Source organism: Defluviimonas sp. SAOS-178_SWC (assembly GCF_039830135.1).
In the GTDB taxonomy this organism is placed as follows: domain Bacteria; phylum Pseudomonadota; class Alphaproteobacteria; order Rhodobacterales; family Rhodobacteraceae; genus Albidovulum.
Genome location: NZ_CP156081.1, coordinates 2,430,627 through 2,453,972, shown reverse-complemented (window position 1 = coordinate 2,453,972; position 23,346 = coordinate 2,430,627). Strand labels below are relative to the sequence as shown.

The following is a 23,346-nucleotide window of genomic DNA, read 5'->3' as shown; positions in this document are numbered from 1 at the left end:
TCGCCCTTATGGGCGCTGGCCCCTGTCACGGCGAGCCGGCAGCGCGAAACCGAAAGGCCCCAGAATGGCTGACATCAAGACCCTGCCGGAAAGCACCCGGCTCAAGATCACCTATCGCAAGACCGGCGATCTCATTCCCTACGCAGGCAATGCCCGCACCCATAGCGACAAGCAGATCGCGCAGATCGCGGCATCGATCCGCAAGTTCGGCTTCACCAACCCGGTGCTGATCGACGAAAAGGGCGGCATCGTCGCCGGCCACGGCCGCGTGGCGGCGGCAAAGCAGCTTGGCATCGCCGAGGTGCCGACGATCGTGCTGGGCCATCTCACGCCGGCCGAGCGGCGCGCCTATGTCATCGCCGACAACCGCCTGGCCGAGCTCGCGGGCTGGGATCGCGAAATCCTGAAGATCGAATTCCAGGCGCTGGCCGCACTGGATCTCGACTTCGACCTGGAGATCACAGGCTTCGAGACCGCCGAGCTCGATCTGCTGCTCGACGATAGCGCCGACGAAGATTCCACGGACCCGGCTGATGAGATGCTCGAACCCGAGCCCGGGCCGGCGGTGACCCAGCCGGGCGACGTCTGGGTCCTGGGCAAGCACAGGCTTATCTGCGGCGACGCGCGCGACCCGGCGACCTATGCCGCGCTCATGGGTGCCGATCGCGCTCGGGCGGTGTTCACCGATCCACCCTACAACGTGAAGATCGACGGCCATGTCTGCGGCTCCGGTACCGTAAAGCACCGCGAATTCGCGATGGCCTCGGGCGAGATGGATGCGGACACCTTCACCGCCTTCCTCGAGGCCTCTCTCGGCGCCATGGCCGCGGTCAGTCTTGATGGCGCGATCCACTACACCTGCATGGACTGGCGCCACATGGCCGAGCTGCAGGCCGCCGGTGCCAAGGTTTACAGCGAGCTGAAGAACCTCGTCATCTGGGCCAAGACCAATGGCGGCATGGGGACCTTCTACCGCTCCCGGCACGAGCTGATCTATGTCTGGAAGGTCGGCACCGCGCCGCACACCAACACCTTCGGGCTCGGCGAACATGGGCGCTACCGCACCAATGTCTGGGACTATCCCGGTGTGAACAGCTTCGGCGGCAACCAGAAGGATCTGGCGCTGCATCCGACGGTAAAGCCGGTGGCGCTGGTGGCCGATGCGATCAAGGACGTCACCCGCCGCGGCGAGATCGTGCTCGACGGCTTCGGAGGCTCGGGCACCACGCTGATCGCGGCCGAGCGCACCGGCCGTGTCGCGCGGGTGGTGGAGCTCGACCCGATCTACTGTGACGTGATCTGCCGCCGCTACGCAGCGCTTACGGGCGTCGAGCCGGTGCTGGAGGCCACCGGCGAAACCTTCGAGGCCGCGGCCGAGACGCGCTCCACGGAGGCCAGGGCGCCCGCACCGGAGGCTGCAGAATGAGCGATCAAGGCAATCAGCCGGCGGGGTATGCCAACCCGCCGGCACAGCACCGCTTCAAGAAGGGTAAATCCGGAAACCCCCGCGGCCGGCCGCGCAAGCAGGATGATCTCTGGAGCCACATGAACCGGGTGCTGAGCCGCAAGGTCAAGCTCCAGGGCAGTGACGATCAGATTCCGATCCGCGAGGCTCTGATCCGCCGTCTGCGGGAACTGGCTCTGGCCGGTGACCGCCGCGCGCTGGAGCTGCAGCGCCGGATTCTGGCCGAGGCGGGCGCCGCAGACGTCGACCGGTTCGACCCTGAAGAGGAAAAGCGGAAGGTGGTGGAAGCGCTCCGCCGCATCGCCGCGGCGATGAAGAAAGACGGAGGCGACGATGCCTGACGACTACGATATCGGCTACGGCAAGCCGCCCGAAACCAGTCGGTGGCGGAAGGGGCAGTCGGGCAATCCGAAGGGTCGGCCCAAGACCCGCGTGGACCATCTCAGGGATGCCGCAGCGATCCTGTCAGAGCCGGTAACGGCCCGGACCCCCGACGGGCGCCCCGTGTCCCTCGCCGGGCTGGAGGCGGCCTATCTGGCGCTCTGCCGCAAAGGGCTGAAGGGGGACGTGCCGGCGCTCCTGAGGGCCATCACCATCATGCTTGAGGTCCAGCCGGCCGTCGAAGCAAAGATCGATGACAAGCGCCGGAAGCGGGAAGACCTGATCGCCCGGCTCGAACGGCTCGGCCTGCCGACGGAGGCCCTGCGCAATCGGCCGCTGGAGGACGACTGAGGCGATGCGGCGTCTTGGCAGCCTGAAAGCGGCTTAGATCAAGAGAGGCCGCGGCCTGCCCGTGGCGTCTCAATTTCAGCGCCCGTACGGCTGTTGCCCTGCACCTGCCGTACGGGCGCGCCACAGGACCAATGGGGTGCTGCACGCTGACAAGAGGGCCAACCTCGGTCCGCCTGCTGTACGGGGTGTCTCTCCCCTTCGTGATGGGCCTAAACGGCCGAACTGGACGCGTGGGCGACGCAACGAGATTCCGGATCCGTTTTGGCAATCCCAGAGCCCGGTTTCACTATCGCCGGCGCCACACCAGCCATGTCATAAATTGACACCCATTGCGCGTAGACTGAGTTTGATGGCTGGCGATCGATTCGTGCTGCGTGGCCCGAATTAATTGCGGAAGGTGGACACCGAGCCGAGACCGAGGGCAGTCGTTTGGGCTGGTTTATGGGAGAGTTTGTTTGATCAAGATTTTGCACACCGCCGATGTTCACCTTGACTCGCCGCTCACGTCCCTGGCGCTTCGCGACGAGGCTTTGCGCGCGAACATCCAATCGGCCACGCGGTCCGCCTTTGTTCGGATCATCGATACCGCGCTCGCTGAGGGCGTCCGGGCGCTTTTAATCGCTGGCGACCTGTACGACGGCGCACAGCGCAGCGCCAAGACAGCGGCCTTTCTGGTGGGGCAGCTTGAAAGGCTGCGGGCCGCCGGGATCCCGGTGTTCTACATCAAAGGCAATCACGACGCCGAAAACCCGATCACCGGCGAAGTTGCACTCCCCGACAACGTTCACGTGTTCGATGGACGGGGTGGCAAGGTGCAGTTGGAAGGTACCGACATCTGGATCCACGGCGTCAGCTTCAACGGTAAACACGCCCCCGACAGTCTGCTCGGCAAGTTCGGCGGCCCGGTTTCCGGCGCCATCAACATTGCGATGCTGCACACGTCCCTGGCCGGAGCCGCCGGTCACGACAACTATGCGCCCTGTTCTGTCAGTGAACTTGCCGCCTTGGGCTTTGACTACTGGGCGCTCGGCCATGTGCACAAACGGCAAGTGCACAGTGAGGTGCCTTGGGTCGTCATGCCCGGGATCCCCCAGGGGCGCGACATTGGCGAGGCGGGTCCCACGTCGGCCACGCTTCTAACGATTGAGAACGGGGCGATCGGCATCGAAGAGGTGCCCACCTCGGTGATTTCGTTCCTCGGTCACAGCATCGATGTTTCTGGCGCCGAGGCCGATGACGAGATCCGCCAAAGAATCCGAAGTGGCCTGCATGGGCCCATCCAAGACATGCGCGCCGATGACGCTGCCATTTTGCGCCTTAAACTTTCGGGGCGCACCACGCGGCATTGGCAAGTTTTGCGCGACCGAGACATCTGGGCTGAAACCGTCTCGCAGATCGCCGAAGAGACCGGTCGACTGTGGATCGAGAAGCTAATCTTTGCGCTCGAGGCACCCGATGCGGCGGCTGATACCAGCGCCACCCAAGAGTTGGGGCGGCTGATGGCGCAGATCGCGGCAGAAGAAGGGTTTGCGGCGCAGGCGCAGGCCGAAGTCGATGAGGTTCTGTCGCAACTTCCTCCAGCTCGGCGCGCGGAGCTCATGTCCGATGCCGCGGCGCTTTCCGCCCTCACGAAGGAGTTGGCCGGGGCCGGGTCGGAGCACCTCTTTGCCCTGATGAAGGGAGCTTCGGAATGATACGCTTGCGCCAGCTCAATCTGGATCTCTTCGGCGGGTTTACCGGCAAACAGTTTGATTTCGGGCCCCGCCGAGATGTCGGCACTCCCGACTTCCACGTGATCTACGGGCCAAATGAAGCCGGCAAGACCACGACGATGGAAGGCTATCTCCGGCTTCTCTACGGGTTCCCGCACAGGGAGCCCTACGATTTTCTACACCAACGCAAGAACCTTCGGGTTTCCGGCCTTTTGGATATCGACGGCACTGAAACAGCCTTTGCGCGGCTTCCGACCCGCGATCCGTCGCTGCGGGATGCCCATGGCCAGGAATTGCCCAACAGCGCGTTGCAAGCCCATCTCAGTGGCCTTTCCGAGGAGGACTACCGCAACCTCCTGTGTCTGGACGATTTGACCATCGAAAAGGGGGGCGAAGAGATCACCCGGGCCAAGGGCGATATCGGACGCCTGTTGTTTTCTGCGGCGGCTGGGATCAGCGAACTTTCCGATGTGCTCGACAAAGTCCGGGAAGAGGCTGACGGGCTCTATCGCAAGCGGGCGAGCTCGACGCGGCTCGCGGCCTTGAAAAAAGAACATGCCGAGATCGAGAAGCAGATCCGGGAAATCGATGTTTCCGCGTCGCAGTATCGCGGGCTCAAGAAGGCGGCTGACGATGCCCTGCTGGAGGAAGCCCAGGTTTCCAAACGTCGCAAGGAGCTTTTTGCCGCGAAAGCTCGGCTGGACGCCAGGGTCAAGGCCTTGCCCGTGCTGGGCGAGATCGGTGTGCTCGATGGCAAGCTGGCGGATTTCAGCACCTGGCCGGCGCAATTGGACATCGACCCTGAAGATCTGGTGCGCATGCTCACCCAACAGACCACGGCTCAGAGCGACATCACCAAACTCGGCGATGAGCTCGAAGGATCGCGTTCGGACCTAGCTGCGATCGAACACCATCCCGAACATCTGGCGCTGACGCAGGAGTTGGAGGATCTGGACGCCCTGAGGAGCCGTTACGCGACGGCCGACCTGGACCTGGAGCGGCGCCGCAAGACACTCGAACAGGTTCGCGCAGATATGGGCCTGGCAACCCGGGATCTTGGTGCACCCGCCGGTATCGACCCTGTGGGTCTGGTGCTGTCCTCGGCCGCCTTATCAGAGCTCGAGCGGGCCCGGGAGAAGATGCGGGATGCAGATGCCGCGGTTACGCGGGAGCAGGAAGAGGTGGCTGCGATCGACGAAAGGATCGACGCTGCCAAGGAGCAGCTGCGCCGTCTTGGTTCAGAGGAATCTGCTTCTGTCGACTTTGCGGAAGTCCTCGAGCGCTTTGACGTCGACACGCTTTCCGCGCGCCATGCGGCTGCTTCCGAAGCTCTAAAGACCGCGGGCCGCAGCCGACGCACCGCGCTGGATGCGCTCGCCATCAAGGGACAAAGCTTTGACGCTCTGCCGACCCTTCCTCTGACCCTGGAAGGGGCCGAAACTCTGCTCTGCGATGTGCAGGAAACGACGCAGCGGCATCAGACTACGGTCCAGGAGCTGGAAAACGTTCGGGTCGAAATCGCGGAACGCGACGCTCGGATCGCACAGATCAAGGCCATGGATGGGCTTGTAGACGATGACGAGACCCGCAGCATCCGCGCGGGTCGCGATGACCTCTGGAAGGCTCACAGAGCCAGCTTGACCAGCGAGAGCGCTGACGCCGTCGAGGTCGCTATGGCGCGTGTCGACACCGCAATGGATCTCCGACTTTCGCAGGCTGCTGATCTTGGAACACTGCGCCAGGAAGAACGGGATCTCGCGGCGGCGAAAGCAAAGGCGGGCTCGGTGGAACAACGGGTCTCCGAACTGGAAAGAGCGCGCAACGCAGTATTGGAGCGTTTGGCGGGGGCGGCGACCGAGGCTGGTCTCGAAACCATACTTGCCCCGGACACTTTCGTGAGCTGGTTGCGCAAGCTTGAATTGGCGTCCCGCGCAGATGCCGAATTGCGCCGGATTCAAGACGAGCATCAGGAGACGTTCAAAAAGGCGGACCGGCTGATCAAAGTGCTCTCGGAACACATCCGCCGCGACGCGCCGGAGTTTGACGAATTGGTCGCCGTCGCGAAAACCAATCTCGCCGCGCAGCGCACCCATCAGGAAAACCTGCGCGGCGCCAAGGCGCGTGTTGATGACCTGACCCGAGATCGGACCAAGCGCACCGAAAAGCTTGCGGTCATTGAAGCGGACGCATCGAGCGCGCGCCGTGATTGGCTGGACCGGGTGGCAGCGGCCTTGCCGAAGGGTTTGGACGCAGGTTTGATTGAGGCCTCGCTGCAACCGCTCCAGGACCTGCGTGAACACAACAAGGAACGCGTATCATTGGAGCGTCAGGTTTCGGCCATGGAAGACGACCAGACCCAGTTTGCCGAGAAAGTGCAGAAACTGGTCGAGCGGGTGGGTACCACTCCGACTGGATCGCCACTGTCCGACTACGATGCTCTAAAGGCCATCTCGGAGCAGGCGATGGACGCCGAAGAAAAGGCGCGCGATATGAACGAGCGGATTAAGGCGCGTGAAGTCTCATTGGCCAAGGCTCAAAAGGTCCTGGACGACATAGATCGTGCCGTCTCTGAACTGGCACGGGTGTTTCCCGAAGGCATAGATACCAGTTCTCTGGGCGCTCTGCGGCAGGCCGTCAGCACTGCTACCGGGGTCATCTCTGACAGGGCCAGACGTTCGGACCTTGAGCGCAGTCTGTTGTCGCTCCTTGACCTGGAGAGCCTGGAGGACGCGCGAGCCGTTTTGTCGGGGGCGACCCAAACCGGTTTGCTGGCCGAGCTCGACGAAATCAGCGCTGATCTCGATGGCATTGAAGGGCTCTATAAGGGTGCGATCGAGGCGCGGACCTCCGCCGCACAAGCGCTGCGCGCCATCGGCGGGGATGCGGATGTTGCGCTCCTGGTCGAGAGAAAGACAACGCTCGAACTCGAAATGCAGGACCTGGCACTCCGGCATCTTGAACTGAGTTTGGGTCACCGCCTCGCTGAAGCGGCGATCCGTCGGTACCGCGATGCCCACCGCAGCGCGATGATGCAAGCCACGGAAACGGCGTTTTCGGAGCTCACGAATGGTGCCTATTCGAAACTTCAGACCCAGATCGACGGAGCTGCAGAAACCTTGTTGGCGCTGGATGCGAGTGGCATGGCGAAACAGGCGCAGGACATGTCCAAAGGCACGCGGTTCCAGCTCTATCTCGCCCTGCGCGCTGCGGCCTACGAGCAGTTGGCGGATCAGGGCGCGGCGCTGCCTTTCTTCTGCGATGATATCTTCGAGACCTTCGACGAGGAACGCACGCGTTCAGCCTGCCGAGTGATGGAGCGGGTTGGCCGGCGCGGACAGGCGATCTACCTCACGCACCATCAGCATGTGGTCGATATTGCGCGTGAGGTCTGCGGCGACAGCGTGCAGATCCACAGTATCGCGGGTTAGCGTAGCGCCCGGATTGGAAGAGATAAGATCGGCCTGGCACACGTCGTTCAGCCGAAGACCAGTTCCGGCAGGATCGCTTCCCATTCGTCTCGCCGGATAGTGCTGCGGAATTCTTCCTTGTTGTCGCTCTTGCGCCAGCGGACGATCGCGCCGATCTCGCCGCGCAGAAACTCCAACCCCTCAGGGGCTGTGTAGGCGCGCGCCATGCGGCCGAGCTTCTGCCCCTTAGTATTGCGAATGATCCAAGCCGTCCCGTCTGCGACCAGCGTCACGGGATCCCCGACCTGGGCCGCGTTAATGGCTGCGAGCGCGGGATGACCGTCATTGAGCCGTCCCGCCCACGAGAGGTCCACCAGTTTCAGATCCGGTGTCACGTAATGGGGTGGGCGCCCGGCGAGCCCAGCCGGATCAGGCACGACAGGTCGTTCCAGCACGGCATCCTGTTGGGGCTTGAGGAATGGATGTGCACCCGAGGCCATGACCGCCAGACTGCGCCGCGCGCGCGTCATGGCGACATAGAAGAGACGACGGGGCGCATCGGCATCCTCTCCACGCGAAGGCTGCTCCCAGCCCCCATCCAGGATCACGACGTAGTCGAACTCCAACCCTTTGGCCCGATGGGCCGTTAGCAGCAACAAGCCTCGTTGCTCGCCGCGCGTATCTCTCGACCATTCGGCAAACCACTCGACAAGGTCCGGAACCGGCATCGCCTTGTCCGCGATCTCGCGCGCGAGCGCCGCAATGCCTTCGGCGATCAGATCGGTCCATCGGTTCCGCGTCTGTTCGTTCAGGAGCTCGAGAAGCTCCGCGATGCCGAGAAGCCGCGCAGGGTCTCGTCGCAACTCGGCCACGAAGCTCTGCATTTCCCGAAGACGCCAGATGTTCGGGAGACTTTCGTTGGCCATCTCGACCGGAATGCCTTGCGCCTCGGAATAGGCCCGTACGGCTCCCAGCCGACGCCAGTCGCGCGAAATGACGGCCGCACGCGACCAACTCCAATTGGGGTCAAGGCGCGAGAGACGGATAAGCTGATCCACCGCTGCGACGGCTTGGGCGAAGTCTCCGGGCGGACAGTGCAGAAGCTCCACGCGTCCGGCTGCGACCGGGTCATGCTCTGCCATCGCGCCGCCCGGCGGATCCTTCTCGCGCTTCTGGTCTATGCTGATGTCGTGCCCTGTCTTCATCCGCTCTGTCGCAGGGGCAATCACGCTGTTGGCGGCATCGATGATATGTCGCGTCGAGCGGTAGTTGGCGGTGAGGAATTCCGGCTTGGCTTTGTAATCCGTCTCGAACTGGCGGATGAAACGGATCGAGGCGCCGGCGAACGCATAGATGTTCTGATCATCGTCGCCCACGGCAAAGAGGCTCAGGCGCAGGTCAGGGTCGTCTAGGGATCGACCCGCAACTGCCGCGATCAAAGCGTATTCCTCGGGTCCGATGTCCTGATACTCATCGACCAGGATCCAACGATAGCCCTGGATCAACGCGTCGCGCTGCGCTTCGGCTTCTGACCTGGTCAGACCTTCGCCATTCAGTTGGCGCACAGCCTCCAACACGATGCCGTCGAAATCATGAGCATCTCCCGAAGCGCCGACAAGGCTGGCGCCGACGAGACGCATCGCCAAGGCGTGGCAGGTGGACACGGTGACGCGACTGGCATCGTCGCCGATCAGGTGCCGAAGCCGCGCGCGGATTTCGGCGGCGGCATGCCGGTTGTAGGCAAGGACCAGAATCCCGCGCGGATCTTCACGCCGAACCCGGACCAGATAGGCAATCCGGTGGACAAGAACCCGTGTCTTGCCCGATCCGGGGCCGGCGAGCACCAGCACGTTGGTCTGTTCCCGATCGTCCGCGACGATCTTCTGCTGCACCGGATTGTCGAGCGCCTCGACGATTGCCTTCCAGGATGTCCCGGTCGTCTGGCGTCGGATTTCGGCACCGCGCCCTGGCATCCAGCGTCGCAGGAATGCATCGCGATCCAGCACGAAGTAGTCTTCAGAGAGCCGCAGCGCCCGATCCATCGCATCGAGACCCGCTTCGGCATAGGCCGCCATCACATGGGTCTGGATCGTTTGCTCGCCGTAGTGCTCATCGAGCGGTGTGAAGTCCTTCTGGGTAAAACCACCGCCGCCTGAACGCAGATGCACGGTCATCGCCGGCCGGAATACGGTCAGCCCCTTGCCGAGCGTCACCACCTCTTGTTCGTGCAGCCACAGAAGGGCTCGCTCCATGAGCTTGTTCATGTCCTGCACGGCGCCACGAAGGAAGGCGTCGCCGCTGAGCGATGCGAGCAGATCGCCCATCGTGGTTTCGACCTGGAGGTCTTTGCCGCGCGTTCCTTTGGTCAGCTTGCCGACCAAGTGGGCGAGCAGAAGTTCCGCGGCTTGCCGGCGGATTGCCGCAGTCTGTTCCAGCACCGGCCACGAGCGTTGCAAGGCCACCATGAGGGTGTTGCGCGAGGCTTTGCGCAGCCGAATGTTGCCGCGCCCGCCATCCTGATCACGCCCGTCCCCTGCAATTCCGCGCAGGAGCTTCTCGACGATATCCGGGCGTGCGGATCCATGGTCACGATCGCGCAGCGCCTGACAGGTCTCGGCGAGATGCAATGGTGACGCCTCATCCCCTTCGATGTCGGGGGCCGCCTCGCGCATCAGTGCGATCAGATCCTCCTCAAGCCGGGAAGCTTGACCGAGGCGCTGCGATGACTGCCCTTCAACGCCGACATGAATGAAGACAGTTACAACTACATCATTTTGGGCGATGCCGAGGGCTTCGAGATCGGACAGCGCCTTGTTTAGGCCGCCGCCCGTCAAGCCGCTGACGCCGGTCAATTCGTCCGTCGAGATACCCTGGTCCGGCGGTGCGTTCATCAGGTGGCGCACGATGTCCAGAAGCTGCTGCCGACGCGTGCCGGTGATGTCGGCTGCCGCGAGAATAGTCTCAGCTTCCTCCAGCCGCTGGACACGCAGGGAGGAGGGGAAGACCTGAACCCGGTTTTCTTCGCGGGTCAGCAGCTTTGCTTCTTCGAGCCATGACACGGCTGTCTTGACCCGGGTATCGTCGGTTGCGCTGTCGCGCTCGAACTCCAGATCCTTCTCGGCGCGCACGATTTCGCCCGAGGTTGCGACAACTTCCCCATGCTTCGAGGTCCTACCGTCGAGTCTGCGCAGGGCCTTCAAGATCGCGCCAATCTCGTGCCGTGCGAGTCGTGACCGGGCGGAGAGCGAGAACTGGCGCTCAACATCATCGCCGGCGAAGAGCAGGACGCAATTGGCGTGCTCCCGATCGCGTCCGGCGCGACCGGCTTCCTGCAGGTAGTTCTCAAGAGATCCGGGAATATCCCCATGAACAACCAGCCGGATATCGGGCTTGTCGATCCCCATGCCAAAGGCATTGGTGGCGGCGATCACCCGGAGCTCTCCGATTCGGAACCGTTCCTGAATGTCCCGCTTTTCGTCCGGCTTCAGTCCCGCATGGAAATGCTCGGCCGCGAGACCCTGTTGTTTGAGGAACTCCGCGACCCGTTCTGTTGTGCTGCGCGTCGCGCAGTAGACTACAGCACCAGAGGCTCCTTCGCGCGGCAGCTTCGCTTCGATCACGTCGAGGATATCGGCAAGCTTGGTCCCGCGCTGGGTCGGCCGCACTTCGAAGGTCAGGTTGGTACGGACCGCGCCGCCGTCCAGGAGTAACAGGTCGGCTTCAAGTCGGGATAGGAAATGCTCCCGGATATCGCGAACGACTTCTGGCTTGGCAGTGGCGGTCAAGCACAAGATAGGCGCCGAGGGCTCGTCCCCCGAGAATTCTTTGATGAAGCGTCCGACATAGCGGTAGTCGGGCCGAAAGTCGTGGCCCCATTTCGAAATACAGTGGGCTTCATCCAGCACCCAAAGACCGACCTCGCGCTGCGCCAGGACCGAGCGGACCGACACACTGCGCAGCTGCTCGGGCGAGATCAGCAGCATTGCAGCTTCGCCCATGCGTACTTTGTCGAGCGCATCTTGCCGTTCGGGTAGCGAAAGCATGCCGTTCACTGTGACGGCAGAGGAAATCCCGGCGCGTGCCATTCCCTGCACCTGATCGGACATCAGCGCCACCAGAGGCGAGATAACGACTGTCAGCGCCCCGGTCTTGTCGAACTTGGAAAGTGCCGGGATCTGATAGCAGACCGATTTCCCGGTGCCGGTAGGCAGAATGCCGAGGATGCTCTGTCCGTGCATCGCCTCATCGACGATCCGTTCCTGCAAGGGTCGGCCCATGTCGTCCATTGGCTGAGGCCGGAAGGCCTCGAAACCGAACCAGCGCGAGAGCGCGCGTTTGGGATCATTCTTTTCGCGGCACCATGCACAGTCGGGGCTGTCGCAGGCCGTATCACGCAAATGGCGCACGATGAGCGCGGCCTCGCGGAACTGCATGCGCACCCACGGCGGCATCACGGACTCTCCGCCGGCTACCGAAATCCACGAGAGGGCATAGGCCATCGGCCAGCCGAGCTGCGGACTTGCCAATCGCCCCAGCGTCTGCTCGATACGCCGGCTACATGCACGGCCTGACAGGAGACGCCGGATCGCATCTTCTGCCGCTCGCGCCGAGGGAGCCGGGGCGGAACGGGTAAGGTTGAACACGGCATCAAACCCGGCCGAGGCTTCCTGCCGCGTGGCCAGAAAATGATAGGCGGTCAGCGCATCGGGTTCAGCCCTATGGAGATCGCGGAATGCGTCGATCTGGTTTTCAAGGACCTGAAACACCAACCGTGCGTCGAGTTCTGGATTATTCACATGTCCCGCCTGCAGACGGCCATCATGGTAGTGCTTGACGAGGTGGTGGTAAGGGTTGCGCGGAAAGGCGAGCGGGTTGAGCCACAATGTGTCGATCGGCGCGCCGAAGAGCTTCGCCAAGCGCGGCCGCGCCGCAGCGAGGTGGGGCAGATCATGGCGCAGGATGTTGTGACCGATCAGATGATCGCTGTTGGCCAGCGACCTTTCCAGCCGATCAAGTGCACCTTCCAAATCGCCTTTGCGGGAGAGGATCGGAGGCGTTTCGCCACGCTGAACCGCCGCAAAGGCAAAGATCCGAGCGGTCTTGGGATCCACCTCGATGTCGACCGACACGCACTGCTCGAGAAGCTTGTCTGAAGGTTCATACATTGCGAGCGATCGGTCCGAGATGGTCTTTCAGTCTGAGATGTCGTCGATCTTCTCCCGGCTTGAAACACAAGGTTCGTGTGCCTTCGAGGGACCTTGAAACAGATACGGCTGTGATGATTGGAAAGCTTTTTGTCACAGTTGGGGCGAGAAGTGGAAATTGGGGCGCCTGGCGCAACAATGTTGGCGACCTCAAAATCCTAATCGACAACGGGATAAAACGGCTTCCCCCAATCCTGTTCAGGGTTGTCCATCATCAGGTCTACAAAGACGGGGAGCAGAAACGCCAGAATGGTGGCGCCATCGCGAACTTGCGCTCTGTTCACACCGCTGTTCCAGGTCGCACCGCCATGGATGAGTTGGTTGCGCAATACGTATAGGCGGTCAAAAACAAAGCTGAGGACGCGTGCGGTATCCCCGGCCTGGAATGCCTGGGTGAAGGATCGGACGGAGGCGTTGAAACGCGCCTCCCAGTCGTCATACCCGTCGATCCCATTGTGGTGCTGCCAAAACGGATTGAACACGAACCGGTTGTCCATGAGCAGACGGACGGGGCCGGTGAACCTTTGCCACAAAGCCTTGTAGACCTTCTTCTCCTTGTCCAGCGCGACAAGCTTGCCAAAAAAATCCAGAAAGGCCGCGCGTTCACCCGGTGCGATCGACTGAAACTCGCGCTCGTCGGCATAGGCCGCATTGAAGGCAATCCAGAGAAACAGGAAGCGTGCGTCGTCGTCCCCATCACAGGCCTCGGACCTGCCGACCCAGCTGATGGCGCGGTGGACGCGCAAGCCCATCGTTTCAGGGAAGCCGGCCCGAATGGCGCGCTGTTTTTCCTTGAGCGCGCTGAATTTCAAACTGCCGTCCATCAAATATCTCCTTTGAAAATCGCTTTCATGGCATCGCCCCGAAATCGGACCGGCGATAGTCCTCCACTAAGGCGCGTAACCCCTCGGGGGCGATCACCTCGACCTTGTCGCCCCATTGATAAAGATGCCAGGTCATTTCGAGCCATCCGGCCGCATGGAAGCGCACGATCAGACTGCCGTCACTTTGCGGCTCGAGGATCTGATCCGGGTGAAACCTGAACCCCGCCGCCCGGTCCGCCGCCTCCGGCGCAAAACGCCAAACGACCTCTCCATATTGCTCCGGGTCTTGCCAGACGCCGAAGGACTGCGCGGCATAGTCCGCAATGGTGAACCCTTCCTTCAGCGCAAAGCTCTCGTCGAGCGTTGTTGCCTCGCGAATGAGATCGATCCGGAAGTTCCGAACCTCATCGGCCTTGGCTGGATCACGGGCAGCAAGATAGGTGCGATGACCGAGCAGGACGCCATGAGGTTCGAGGATGCGCGACGTCGTGTCTGCATTGTAAAGAACGCGCAGGCGGAAGGGGCCGCGCAACGCCTCGATGATCGCGTCGAGAATGTCAGGGGAAACGCTGACGCGTGGACCGGGTCGTGTCACCTGGCCCATTGCCGTCAGAACCGCTTCGGCATCGGCTTCGACCCGGGCTGCGCTGCGTGAGGACAGCCTGGCGAGCAGCCCGTCACGAAGATCGGTGAGAGCTTGCGCGTGTCGGAGACGTCCATCGGCCTCGGCGCCGCGCGCCGCGATCTCCAGCGCCTCGATCCCGGTCTCTTGGCGCAGCTGAAGCCGATCGAGGTGCGGATCGGAGAGGCGCCAGCGACGTTTTCTATCCTCACCGTCTTCCGCAGTGACGTTGCTGAACGTCTCTTCCAGAGCGTCGGTCATCCGCTGTGCTGTTCGGTGCGAAACGTCGAACTCGGCGCAAATGTCTTCAAGGCTTATGCCATACCGCCGCGCCGCTGCCATTTGAGCGAGGCGGATCAGATCCTGGGCTTTCGCGAAAGACATAAGCGCACCGAGCGAGCCTGTCAGAGTTTGACACCCTCGCAGGCTAGGAAGGTTCCTGCGCCCTGTCGAGTGATTCCCTTAGCAGGTGATTTCAGCACGAGTTCCTTGGGTTCGGCGGGGCGCACCAACTTGGCAGAAGGAACTGCAACATGAGCGGACGTGTCATCAGGATTGAACGGATCTCCTCCCGGAGCGGCGGCGTGGAGGAACCGGTCGTCACCAGCAAGGGCTATCAACTTGCCGACCCGGCGCATGGCAAGCACAAGCACCATGCCGAGCATGCGACCTATGTGAAGACGCTCGACGAAGCGGTGGCGCTGATCGAGCGCGGGTTCTCACTTCGGATGGGGGCGAAAGGCAAGGCCCCTTCGTTGATCGCGCCGAAAAGCCTGCGGATCGTGCGTGCAAGCTAGAGGCGTGATCTCTAAGCACCTAGCATCACGAAGAAATCAGGGTAATGCTTCGTCGTATTCCGTTGCCGCGCAATGTTGTGCGTGACAGTTGTTGACACCCATCTGGGTTATTGAACAAGGTGCAACTCTGAGACGATTTCGCTTTGAGTTGCGCTCTTTATTAATTGTAGGAACCCATGCGGGCATTTGGCGGCAATATCCTTTTCTCTGCGACGGATCTGATGCGCTTCATGGGCTGCGCTCACGCAACCCAGCTTGATCTGTTGCGGATGCGCGGCGAGGGGCCTGAGCCCGGTCAAGACACCGAAGATGCTGCCCTGCTGCAGAAGCAGGGGGATGCGCATGAGGCGGCGCATTTGGCGAAGCTGAAGGCATCCGGGCGGCATGTGATCGAGATCGATCGGGGTGATCTGGCTGCCAACGCAGAAGAAACCCGCGCCGCACTTGCCATAGGGGCCGAGGTGGTGTTCCAGGGCGCGTTTCTCGCGGGCAACTGGGGCGGATGGTCAGACTTCCTGGAAAGGGTCGAGCGCCCTTCGGCTCTGGGTCCGTTCAGCTATGAGGTAGCCGATACCAAGCTCAAGCGCCAGCCTCACCCGAAGCACGTGCTGCAACTGGTGCTCTACTCCGACCTTCTGGCCGAGATCCAAGGCGTGGCACCCGAATTTGCCCATGTCGAACTGGGGACAGGCCAGAGGGCGACCCTGCGGCTGGCGGACTATGCCCATTACGCGCGCGCCGCTCGCGCTAGACTTGAGGCCTTTGTGGCTGAACCCGCGACGACGCGGCCTATACCTTGTTCCGATTGCGCTCTCTGTCGGTGGGCAGATCACTGCGGCAGTGTCTGGGATGCCGAGGACAGTCTTTTCAACGTGGCGAACATCGCCAAGGGGCAGGTCAAGAAGCTGGAAGCCGCCGGGATCTCCACGATGGCGGGGCTGGCGACGCATGCCGGTTCAATTCGCGGCATGGCGAATGAGACCCTGGAAAAACTGCGCACGCAGGCTCGGCTCCAAAATGCCCGGAAGGTGGGGGCACCCCACTATGAGCTGCGTCCACCCCAATTCGGGAAGGGATTTGATCTGCTGCCGGCGCCGCAGCCTGGTGACCTCTTTTACGACATCGAGGGGGACCCCCATTACGAAGGCGGGCTCGAATATCTGCATGGCGTCTGGTTCGATGGAGGCTTTCGAGCCTTCTGGGCGCATGACCACAAGGCGGAGGCGCAGGCCCTGTCGGAACTGCTCGACTTCTTCCGGGACCGGCTCGCAAGTTTCCCGCAGGCGCGGATCTATCACTACGCTCCCTACGAAATCACGGCCCTGCGCCGCCTGACCGCGAAATACGGGATCGGCGAGGCGTTCCTGGATCGGCTGCTTCGGGAGCGCCGCTTCGTGGATCTCTATGCTGTTGTGCGCGGTAGCCTGATCTGCTCCGAGCCCAACTATTCGATCAAGTCGCTGGAAGCCTTCTATGGGCTTGAACGCAAGGGTGAGGTCAAGACGGCCGGCGGTTCGGTTGTGGCGTATGAACATTGGCGAGAAACCGGCGAGCAGCAGATCCTCGACGAGATCGAGGACTACAATCGCATCGACTGTGTTTCGACAGAACGCCTCCGCGACTGGTTGGTTGAAATCCGCCCCGAAGGCCCTTGGCCGCAGCTCATTGAATCTGCGGATGCGAAGGAAAGTGATGAGGATATCGAGGCCCAGGCCTTACGATCACAGCTTGCGGAGTCAGACCTCTCAGAGGAGAGGCAGTCGATGCTGTTTGACCTCGGGATGTTTCACAAGCGCGAGGCCAAACCGGCCTGGTGGGCGATTTTTGATAGTCTGGGCAAGGATGATGAGGATCTGATCGATGATCTCGATGCCTTGGGAGGACTCGTCGCGACTGGGCCCGCCGAGCCGATCAAGCGCTCAGTGCAGCGCAGCTACCGCTTTCCGGCGCAGGAAAGCAAATTGCGCGGCGGCAAGAAGGCCAGCATTCCGACGCCCGAGGGCTTCACATCGGTGAGTATCGAGGCGTTCGATCGGACGGGGCGAACGATTACACTGAAGATTGGTGCGGCACGGGCTGATCTCTTGACGGACCGCCTGACACTTCATCCCGACAAACCGATCAATGCCGACGTGATCGCGTCCGCCCTGCGCGACGTGATTGATGACCAGTGTGGTCCTCGGAGCTACCGCGCCGTCGATGATCTTCTCTCGCGGTCGGCCCCGAGGCTGACGGGCGCGGGCCCCATTCTGCCTCAGGGTGACGTGGTCGCAGGCACCATCGCGGCAGTCGGGCGAATGGATGAAACGGTGATGCCCATTCAGGGACCGCCTGGGACCGGCAAGACTCATGTCACAGCGCGTGCAATTCTGTCGCTTGTCCGAGCGGGAAAACGGGTGGGCGTGGCCTCCAATTCCCATGAAGCCATTCGCAACGTTTTGATGGGGTGTCTGAAGGCGCTGGAAGACGCGGATCTTCCGATTGACCTGGACCTCATCCACAAGGTGTCGGGCGAAGAGGATGGTTATCCTCAGGACTGCCCGATCCGCCGCACCAATGACAACGCGGAAGCAGCGTCAGGTGGTCAGGTGGTGGGCGGCACGGCATTCTTCTTTTCCCGCGAAGAGAACACTCAAACCTTCGACTGGCTGTTTGTGGACGAGGCAGGCCAGGTGGGGCTGGCCAACATGGCGGCCATGGGCCGTGCCGCGCGTAACATCGTGCTGGTGGGCGACCCGCGCCAGTTGCCGCAGGTGATCCAAGGCGCGCATCCGGCGCCTGCGAACCTGTCCTGTCTGGAATGGATGTTGGGTGATCACGCCACCATTCCGCCGGATCGCGGCATTTTCCTGGGCGTGACACGGCGCATGCATCCGGAGGTCAATCGCTTCATTTCGGATCAGGTCTATGAGGGTCGTCTCGAAAGTCACCCCGATACTGCCCGCCAGGCGGTGACCGGCACGAATTTTTCGGAAGCCGGCGCCTTTTGGGTAACGGTGGCACATGAAGGGAACGCGCAGGTCGCATTGGAAGAAGTCGAGGCGATCCAAGCTGCCGTCGAGGAACTGCTTACGGGCGCTTGGACGGAGAAGGACGGCGTAACGCGCCCCATTCGTCAATCTGATATCATCGTCGTCGCGCCCTACAACGCTCAGGTTAACGCGCTACGCGAGGCCTTGCCCGAAGCGATCCGGGTGGGCACGGTGGACAAATTCCAGGGCCAGGAAGCACCGGTCTGCCTCGTTTCGATGACGGCATCCTCTGCTGAGGAAACTTCGCGCGGGATGGACTTCCTGTTCTCGCTCAACCGCATCAACGTGGCCGTCTCGCGGGCAAAAGGTTTGGCCCTGGTTTTCGGGGCTCCGCGTCTGCGCGAAGCTAAATGCGAGAGCGTGGAGCAGATGCGGCTGGTCAACACATTGTGCGCGCTACGAAAGCTTGGAGAAGAATGAATGTGGAGTGAATTCGAAGCGCGAATTGCAGAGAATGAAGGAGAGCAGTCCCTACCTCTTCGCCGCGCGCTTTTCGAAGTAATACGCGGATCGAATTTGCGCCCTGGACAAGGCGTTACCAAGAAGATGGTATCCTTCGAGTTCGGTCCGTCGGAGCGCCTCTTGTGGGAAATTCAGAGTCCGGCGCGGAATGTCTTTCTGTCCCAGAAATGGCAATCTTACCTGGAGCAAGCCGGCTTTTCCTGCGAGTTGCGGCCATACCAAAAGGGCATGAAAGATGGCGGGCGGCATTCAGCATTAAGTCGTGAATGGGCCTTTGGTGAGGCTGACTGCGTTGTGCTACGCATTGACGACGCTGGGGATCTGAAGCGATTGCTAGAACTCTTAGTGAAATCCGGCGCGGAGTTGGTGCTCGATCCAGCAGCGGTTGAGCGCTGGATTGCAAGTTTGCGAAGGTTTTTCCCAAACCTTGATCGTTTCGACACTCCCGACCCGGATTTTGACGATCGCGAACGCGACTATAAACTGAAGACCGTGGCAAATTTACGCGCAGCGTTAGAGGGCGCCGCAGACGATCAAGCGGTTGCCCAGGCGATCTTGGCCGCCGCATCCGACAGCAACCTTCTCGATTGGCGCACATATCTTCCATTGACGCGAGGAAGCGATGCTGATCGCTCGCAATTGGATCCAGCCCTCGGCGCGCTTGCCCAAGCTGCGCTCGGGCCGACAGATGGCCATCCCGCAGCTTTGGCAGCGTTCGCGTCGGCTTGGCGAGACGCAGTGCCAAAGGGTTCTGACGACGCGGCTCGTCAGATTGGAGAGTTCCTGTTCTTGCATCTTTGGCCTGACGAAGGGGTCTATATCAGGCATTCAGTAAGGCAGGATCTGTGGCGAGAGGCCATCGGGACGCGTTTTCCTGCGCATGAATCGATGGCCGATACCTACTTGGATGAACTCAGGTTCATGAGGGCAGTTCGGAAAGCCTTCGAACAACGTGGGTTAGCGCCGCGTGACATGATCGACGTTCAGAGCGCTTTGTGGGTGGTGCACAACTACAAGGATGATGGCGACGCAACTTTGGATGAATTGTTCAACCGCGGCACCGTTGAAGCCGCAATGGACGCCTACGACAGTTACCGTGTCAGTGGTGAGCACGGTGACATTTTCAACGCGTTCGGAGAACCTCGCGATTATTGGGTGCGTTCGACGCGGGAGCGCCAAAACCGTGTCTACCCAACCAAGCCACTTGTTGGCTACATCCTGAACAAGACCGATCTGAATGGCGGTTGGGGACAGAAAGCCGACGCGGCCGCACGAATGCACAATGCGGGCTTCATTGTCGTGGATCGAGACGACAAGCCGGCCACACCGCCCGAGAAAGCCGAGCACCTTTTACGTGATGCGGACCGTATTCGAGTCTGTGCGCTGAACTATTTTATCGAGCCGGCTCGCGAGCGCGGGGCATCCAGTGTGGCAATACGCGCCGGCGATCTCGCCCAAGCCATGGGGCTCAGAGACGCGTTTCCAAACATTTGTCAGGTGCTCGGCGGAGACAAGTTCCAGCACTTGGCCAAGGTCCCAGCCCCAACGTCCACCGAACCCAATCCCAGTAGCTCGACCACATTTACCTACCAGCTTGGATCAAAAGCGGAGCCAAATACCGTGACAGAAGCAACCTCTACCAAAGCGTTCTCCGCTACTAACCTGATCCTCTACGGCCCGCCCGGAACCGGGAAGACCTATGCGACGGCTTGGGAGGCGGTGCGGCTCTGTTTGGGTAACGACGTTGCCGCAGAACTTGAGAACAACCGAGACGTTCTGATGGCCGAGTATCGACGTCTTGTGAATGATGGTAGGATCGAATTTACGACCTTCCATCAGTCGTTTTCTTACGAAGAGTTTGTTGAAGGCCTTCGGCCGAGTACCGGAGAAGGTGAGACGAACACGCCTGAAGAAATCCGATCCGGAGGGGGCTTTGATTTGAAGCCTCACGACGGAATTTTCAAACGTATCAGTGAACGCGCACGTCTGGACCAAGGAGATGACGATCGCGCTCGACATCTCGACCGGAGCCAAGGTCTCTTCAAACTCAGCCTCATCGGCTCTGACTGGCGGGATCAGCTCGCGTCAGCAATGAAGCAGCATCAAATATCATGGGGTTTTGGCGCGGGCATTGATTGGTCAGCGCCAGAATTCGAGGACTTCCAAGCGATCAAGCAACTCTGGTTGGAAAGCAATCCAGGAACTGACGGCCGATCGGCAGACATAAGCGGTACTTGGTATTTCAGAGGCGCAGTCGACGTCGGAAGTTATGTTCTGCTCACTGTGGGGAAGAATCGTATTGTCGCGTTGGGACGCATCTCTGGTGACTATGAATTTCATCCGCATGCAGGTGATCGACAGCATACCCGAAAAGTTGATTGGATTTGGGGCGACGAGAGAGGGGCAGATAGGTCGTCGTTCTACCCTCAGACTTTTAGTGCGTTTCAGCCAATGTATCAGTTGGCGCCCGACAAAATCGACTGGGATACATTGGAAGCAATTGCCTTCGGAAAAAAGGCGCAGTCAACGACGCCTGCGGGGCACGAGGGCGCAGAGCTTCCCTTCCTCGACGGCTCAGGCTCTTCCGATGAGCAGGCTCTTTCAGATGATGGCGGCTATCTAGAGCCGTTGGTTGATCTGAATAAGTTGAATTTGGACGAGGAACCAGAAGGCGAACTCTTCACAATCGGAAAATTGCCACCGGTTCGCGCCGGTACGTTCAGGCATCTGGCACAAGACGTCGCGAAGCAGTTGGTTAAGAGATATCCGCGTGGGTTCGCGCTGAACCAGTACCGTGACGCTCTGGTGAAGGCGGGGAAGATGGCTGCCATTGAACCGACAGGGGGATGGGAAAGCCACAATATGCCCAACTGGGCAAGTCATCCGGCGCAGGGCTGGCTTGTTCCCAAGGCACAGGCAAGTGCAACGTCTAGACCGGATGGTGGGATGCCAATTGATAACGTGAGTGCTGAAAATCGGGCTAGTAAAGGTCCTGAGAAACCCTCCAACCAATACGTTCTAATCATCGACGAGATCAACCGCGCCAACATTTCCAAGGTTTTCGGCGAGCTGATCACCCTGCTGGAACAAGACAAGCGCCTAGGGGCGCAGAACGAGGTGCGCGTTCAGCTCCCATACTCGAAAAAGCCGTTCGGTGTGCCTTCCAATCTGCACATCATTGGAACGATGAACACGGCGGACCGCTCGATTGCTCTGCTCGACACTGCATTGCGTCGCCGCTTCACATTTCAGGAGTTGATGCCTAGCACGACTGCGCTTTCGGAAGCGCTTGCGCAAAAAGGCCTCAACGCGAATAATCTGGATGGCATCAATCTGTGCAAGTTGCTGTCGACGATCAATGAACGTATCGAGTATCTGTTCGACCGAGAGCATCAGATCGGGCATGCATACTTCACGGGATGCCGTAGACGGTCAGACGTCGAGGACGTGATGCGCCACAAGGTCATTCCGCTTTTGGCAGAGTACTTCTATGAGGATTGGTCCAAGGTGGCCGCGGTATTGGGCGACGGGCCGACGACGACCAGGAAACACTTCCTTGAAGCCATCAGTCTACCGCCGCCGAAAGGTATGTCTGAGGACGATCTGAACGGCGACAAACTGCGCTGGAGCGTGAAGGCTGATTTTGACTTCTCGGAGTTCGAAGCCTGATGAGACCCTATACCGTCCGTGAATGGGACAAGCTCACATATGGTGACGGTGACGGGCAGATTCCTGGACATTTGGCGGATCGGCTGGCGGCCTTGGCACAACAGTCGCCGTTTTCGGGGAGAGGTGGCAACGGCGTGCTAGAGCATGGCCGGCATGCCCTGCGGGCGCGGGGGGTCGTCGGTATCTTGGCGGCCGGGGACTGCAGCCTGGAGATCCTGCCCAAGATCGAAGTCGCGCCCGACGAGTCAGTCGAAAACCAGAATGCGGCAATCCGGAAACGGCTAATTCACATGCTTGCCGTTGCCCTGAATCTGAAACTGGATCTCGGGTCCGTAACAGACTTGGCCTGGCAACGGGAGACCCTGCTCGAAATCTTGATCCGTATCTTTTGCGACAAGCTCACCGAAGCCGTCCGGAAAGGAATACCACGTCGCTACATCGAGCACGAGGACGATCTACCCGCGCTGCGGGGCACGTTGGACGTCGTTCGGCAATTTACACGCAATGCTGTGAATGCGTCTCGTCTCGCATGCCGATTTGATCTCCTTTCGGAGGACATGGCGCTAAATCGGATCATGAAGGCTGCAGTTAGGTCTTTGTCTCGTACCTCACGGAGTACGGCAAATCAGCAGCGCCTTCGCGAACTGGCTTTCGTCTACGCAGACATCGCGGACATCGAGCCCGCAGCGTTGCGATGGGATGACGTGGTAATCGACAGAACCAATCGCCGCTGGCAGGAGCTGCTGAGTATGGCGCGGCTTTTCTTGGAGGGCCGGTATCAGACAACAACAGGCGGTGCTGGCCGCGGCACCGCACTGCTCTTCGAGATGAACACATTGTTCGAGGAGTATGTTGGACGCCTGATTGCGCGCGCGTTGGCTGGGACGGACATGACTGTCTCTCTGCAGGGCGGGCGTCTCTTCTGCTTGTCGGCTGAAATGACGGAGCGCGGTCTTTTCCAGACTAAACCAGATATTCTGATCCGACGTGGGGGTGCCGTGGTCCATGTGATCGACACCAAGTGGAAGCGGATATCCTCCCGGATCGATGATCCGAAGCAAGGGGTTTCACAGGGCGACGTCTATCAGATGATGGCCTATGCGCAGCTCTATGGCGCGCCACGTCTAACCCTCCTTTATCCTCATCATTCGGGCCTGGGTAGCCGAGAGCTCGTTCTCGCTCGGAACCGTATCACTGGCCACGACACTATTCTCGAAACGGCAAGCATTGATGTGGCGAACGGTAAGGACATGCTTGGTCGACTGCGAAGCCTGATCTTGGTCGACGAGGCTGACGCAATGAAGGCCTTGCTTGCCTAACCGCGAAAAAAATCAGTCGGTGTGCGCGTGCTGACCCGAGTAGATGATCTCGCAAATTGAATTGGCTGGATTTCGGCGGCCCGCAAGCATTGCGCCTATCG

Annotated in this window: 12 protein-coding genes; 9 read left to right on the top strand and 3 right to left on the bottom strand. The window is 60.8% G+C overall.

What is annotated here, in order from left to right:
- Positions 1-64 precede the first annotated feature (64 nt).
- The 5 genes from V5734_RS12755 to V5734_RS12735 all read left to right on the top strand — a co-directional run bounded on the left by V5734_RS12755 (position 65) and on the right by V5734_RS12735 (position 7,337).
- A complete protein-coding gene (locus V5734_RS12755) occupies positions 65-1,426 on the top strand; it encodes a site-specific DNA-methyltransferase (protein ID WP_347310022.1) in 1,362 nt (453 codons plus the stop codon).
- Positions 1,423-1,806 carry a DUF5681 domain-containing protein gene (locus V5734_RS12750; RefSeq protein ID WP_347310021.1) on the top strand — a complete coding sequence of 128 codons (384 nt, stop codon included), beginning with the start codon at positions 1,423-1,425 and terminating at the stop codon, positions 1,804-1,806. Before V5734_RS12755 ends, V5734_RS12750 begins: the two co-directional genes overlap by 4 nt.
- Positions 1,799-2,197: a DUF5681 domain-containing protein gene (locus V5734_RS12745; protein WP_347310020.1), complete on the top strand. Its 399-nt coding sequence runs from the start codon at positions 1,799-1,801 to the stop codon at positions 2,195-2,197. Before V5734_RS12750 ends, V5734_RS12745 begins: the two co-directional genes overlap by 8 nt.
- Positions 2,198-2,652: 455 nt before the next feature.
- Positions 2,653-3,891 (top strand): metallophosphoesterase family protein, encoded by a 1,239-nt coding sequence (locus V5734_RS12740; RefSeq protein WP_347310019.1) that lies wholly within the window; start codon positions 2,653-2,655, stop codon positions 3,889-3,891.
- Entirely contained in the window at positions 3,888-7,337 is a 3,450-nt protein-coding gene (locus tag V5734_RS12735) for an ATP-binding protein (RefSeq protein ID WP_347310018.1), read from the top strand. The genes V5734_RS12740 and V5734_RS12735 overlap by 4 nt, the downstream gene beginning before the upstream one ends.
- A 47-nt stretch (positions 7,338-7,384) precedes the next feature.
- Here the strand turns inward: V5734_RS12735 and V5734_RS12730 are convergent, their stop codons facing one another.
- From V5734_RS12730 to V5734_RS12720, 3 genes are all read right to left on the bottom strand, one after another.
- Positions 7,385-12,481, bottom strand: coding sequence for a RecQ family ATP-dependent DNA helicase (locus V5734_RS12730; protein ID WP_347310017.1), 5,097 nt, complete (start codon positions 12,479-12,481; stop codon positions 7,385-7,387).
- A gap of 197 nt (positions 12,482-12,678) precedes the next feature.
- Positions 12,679-13,344 (bottom strand): hypothetical protein, encoded by a 666-nt coding sequence (locus V5734_RS12725; RefSeq protein WP_347310016.1) that lies wholly within the window; start codon positions 13,342-13,344, stop codon positions 12,679-12,681.
- Positions 13,345-13,369: 25 nt separating this feature from the next.
- Positions 13,370-14,227, bottom strand: coding sequence for a helix-turn-helix transcriptional regulator (locus V5734_RS12720; protein WP_347310015.1), 858 nt, complete (start codon positions 14,225-14,227; stop codon positions 13,370-13,372).
- 272 nt (positions 14,228-14,499) lie between these two features.
- On the opposite strand from V5734_RS12720, the gene V5734_RS12715 reads away from it, so the two are divergent.
- From V5734_RS12715 to V5734_RS12700, 4 genes are all read left to right on the top strand, one after another.
- The gene (locus V5734_RS12715) at positions 14,500-14,763 is read left to right on the top strand and encodes a hypothetical protein (RefSeq protein ID WP_347310014.1); all 264 of its coding nucleotides are present in this window, start codon (positions 14,500-14,502) and stop codon (positions 14,761-14,763) included.
- A 176-nt stretch (positions 14,764-14,939) separates the two neighbouring features.
- The gene (locus tag V5734_RS12710) at positions 14,940-18,215 is read left to right on the top strand and encodes a TM0106 family RecB-like putative nuclease (protein WP_347310013.1); all 3,276 of its coding nucleotides are present in this window, start codon (positions 14,940-14,942) and stop codon (positions 18,213-18,215) included.
- The gene (locus V5734_RS12705) at positions 18,216-21,926 is read left to right on the top strand and encodes an AAA family ATPase (protein WP_347310012.1); all 3,711 of its coding nucleotides are present in this window, start codon (positions 18,216-18,218) and stop codon (positions 21,924-21,926) included.
- The gene (locus V5734_RS12700) at positions 21,926-23,245 is read left to right on the top strand and encodes an McrC family protein (protein ID WP_347310011.1); all 1,320 of its coding nucleotides are present in this window, start codon (positions 21,926-21,928) and stop codon (positions 23,243-23,245) included. Before V5734_RS12705 ends, V5734_RS12700 begins: the two co-directional genes overlap by 1 nt.
- Positions 23,246-23,346: the final 101 nt, after the last annotated feature.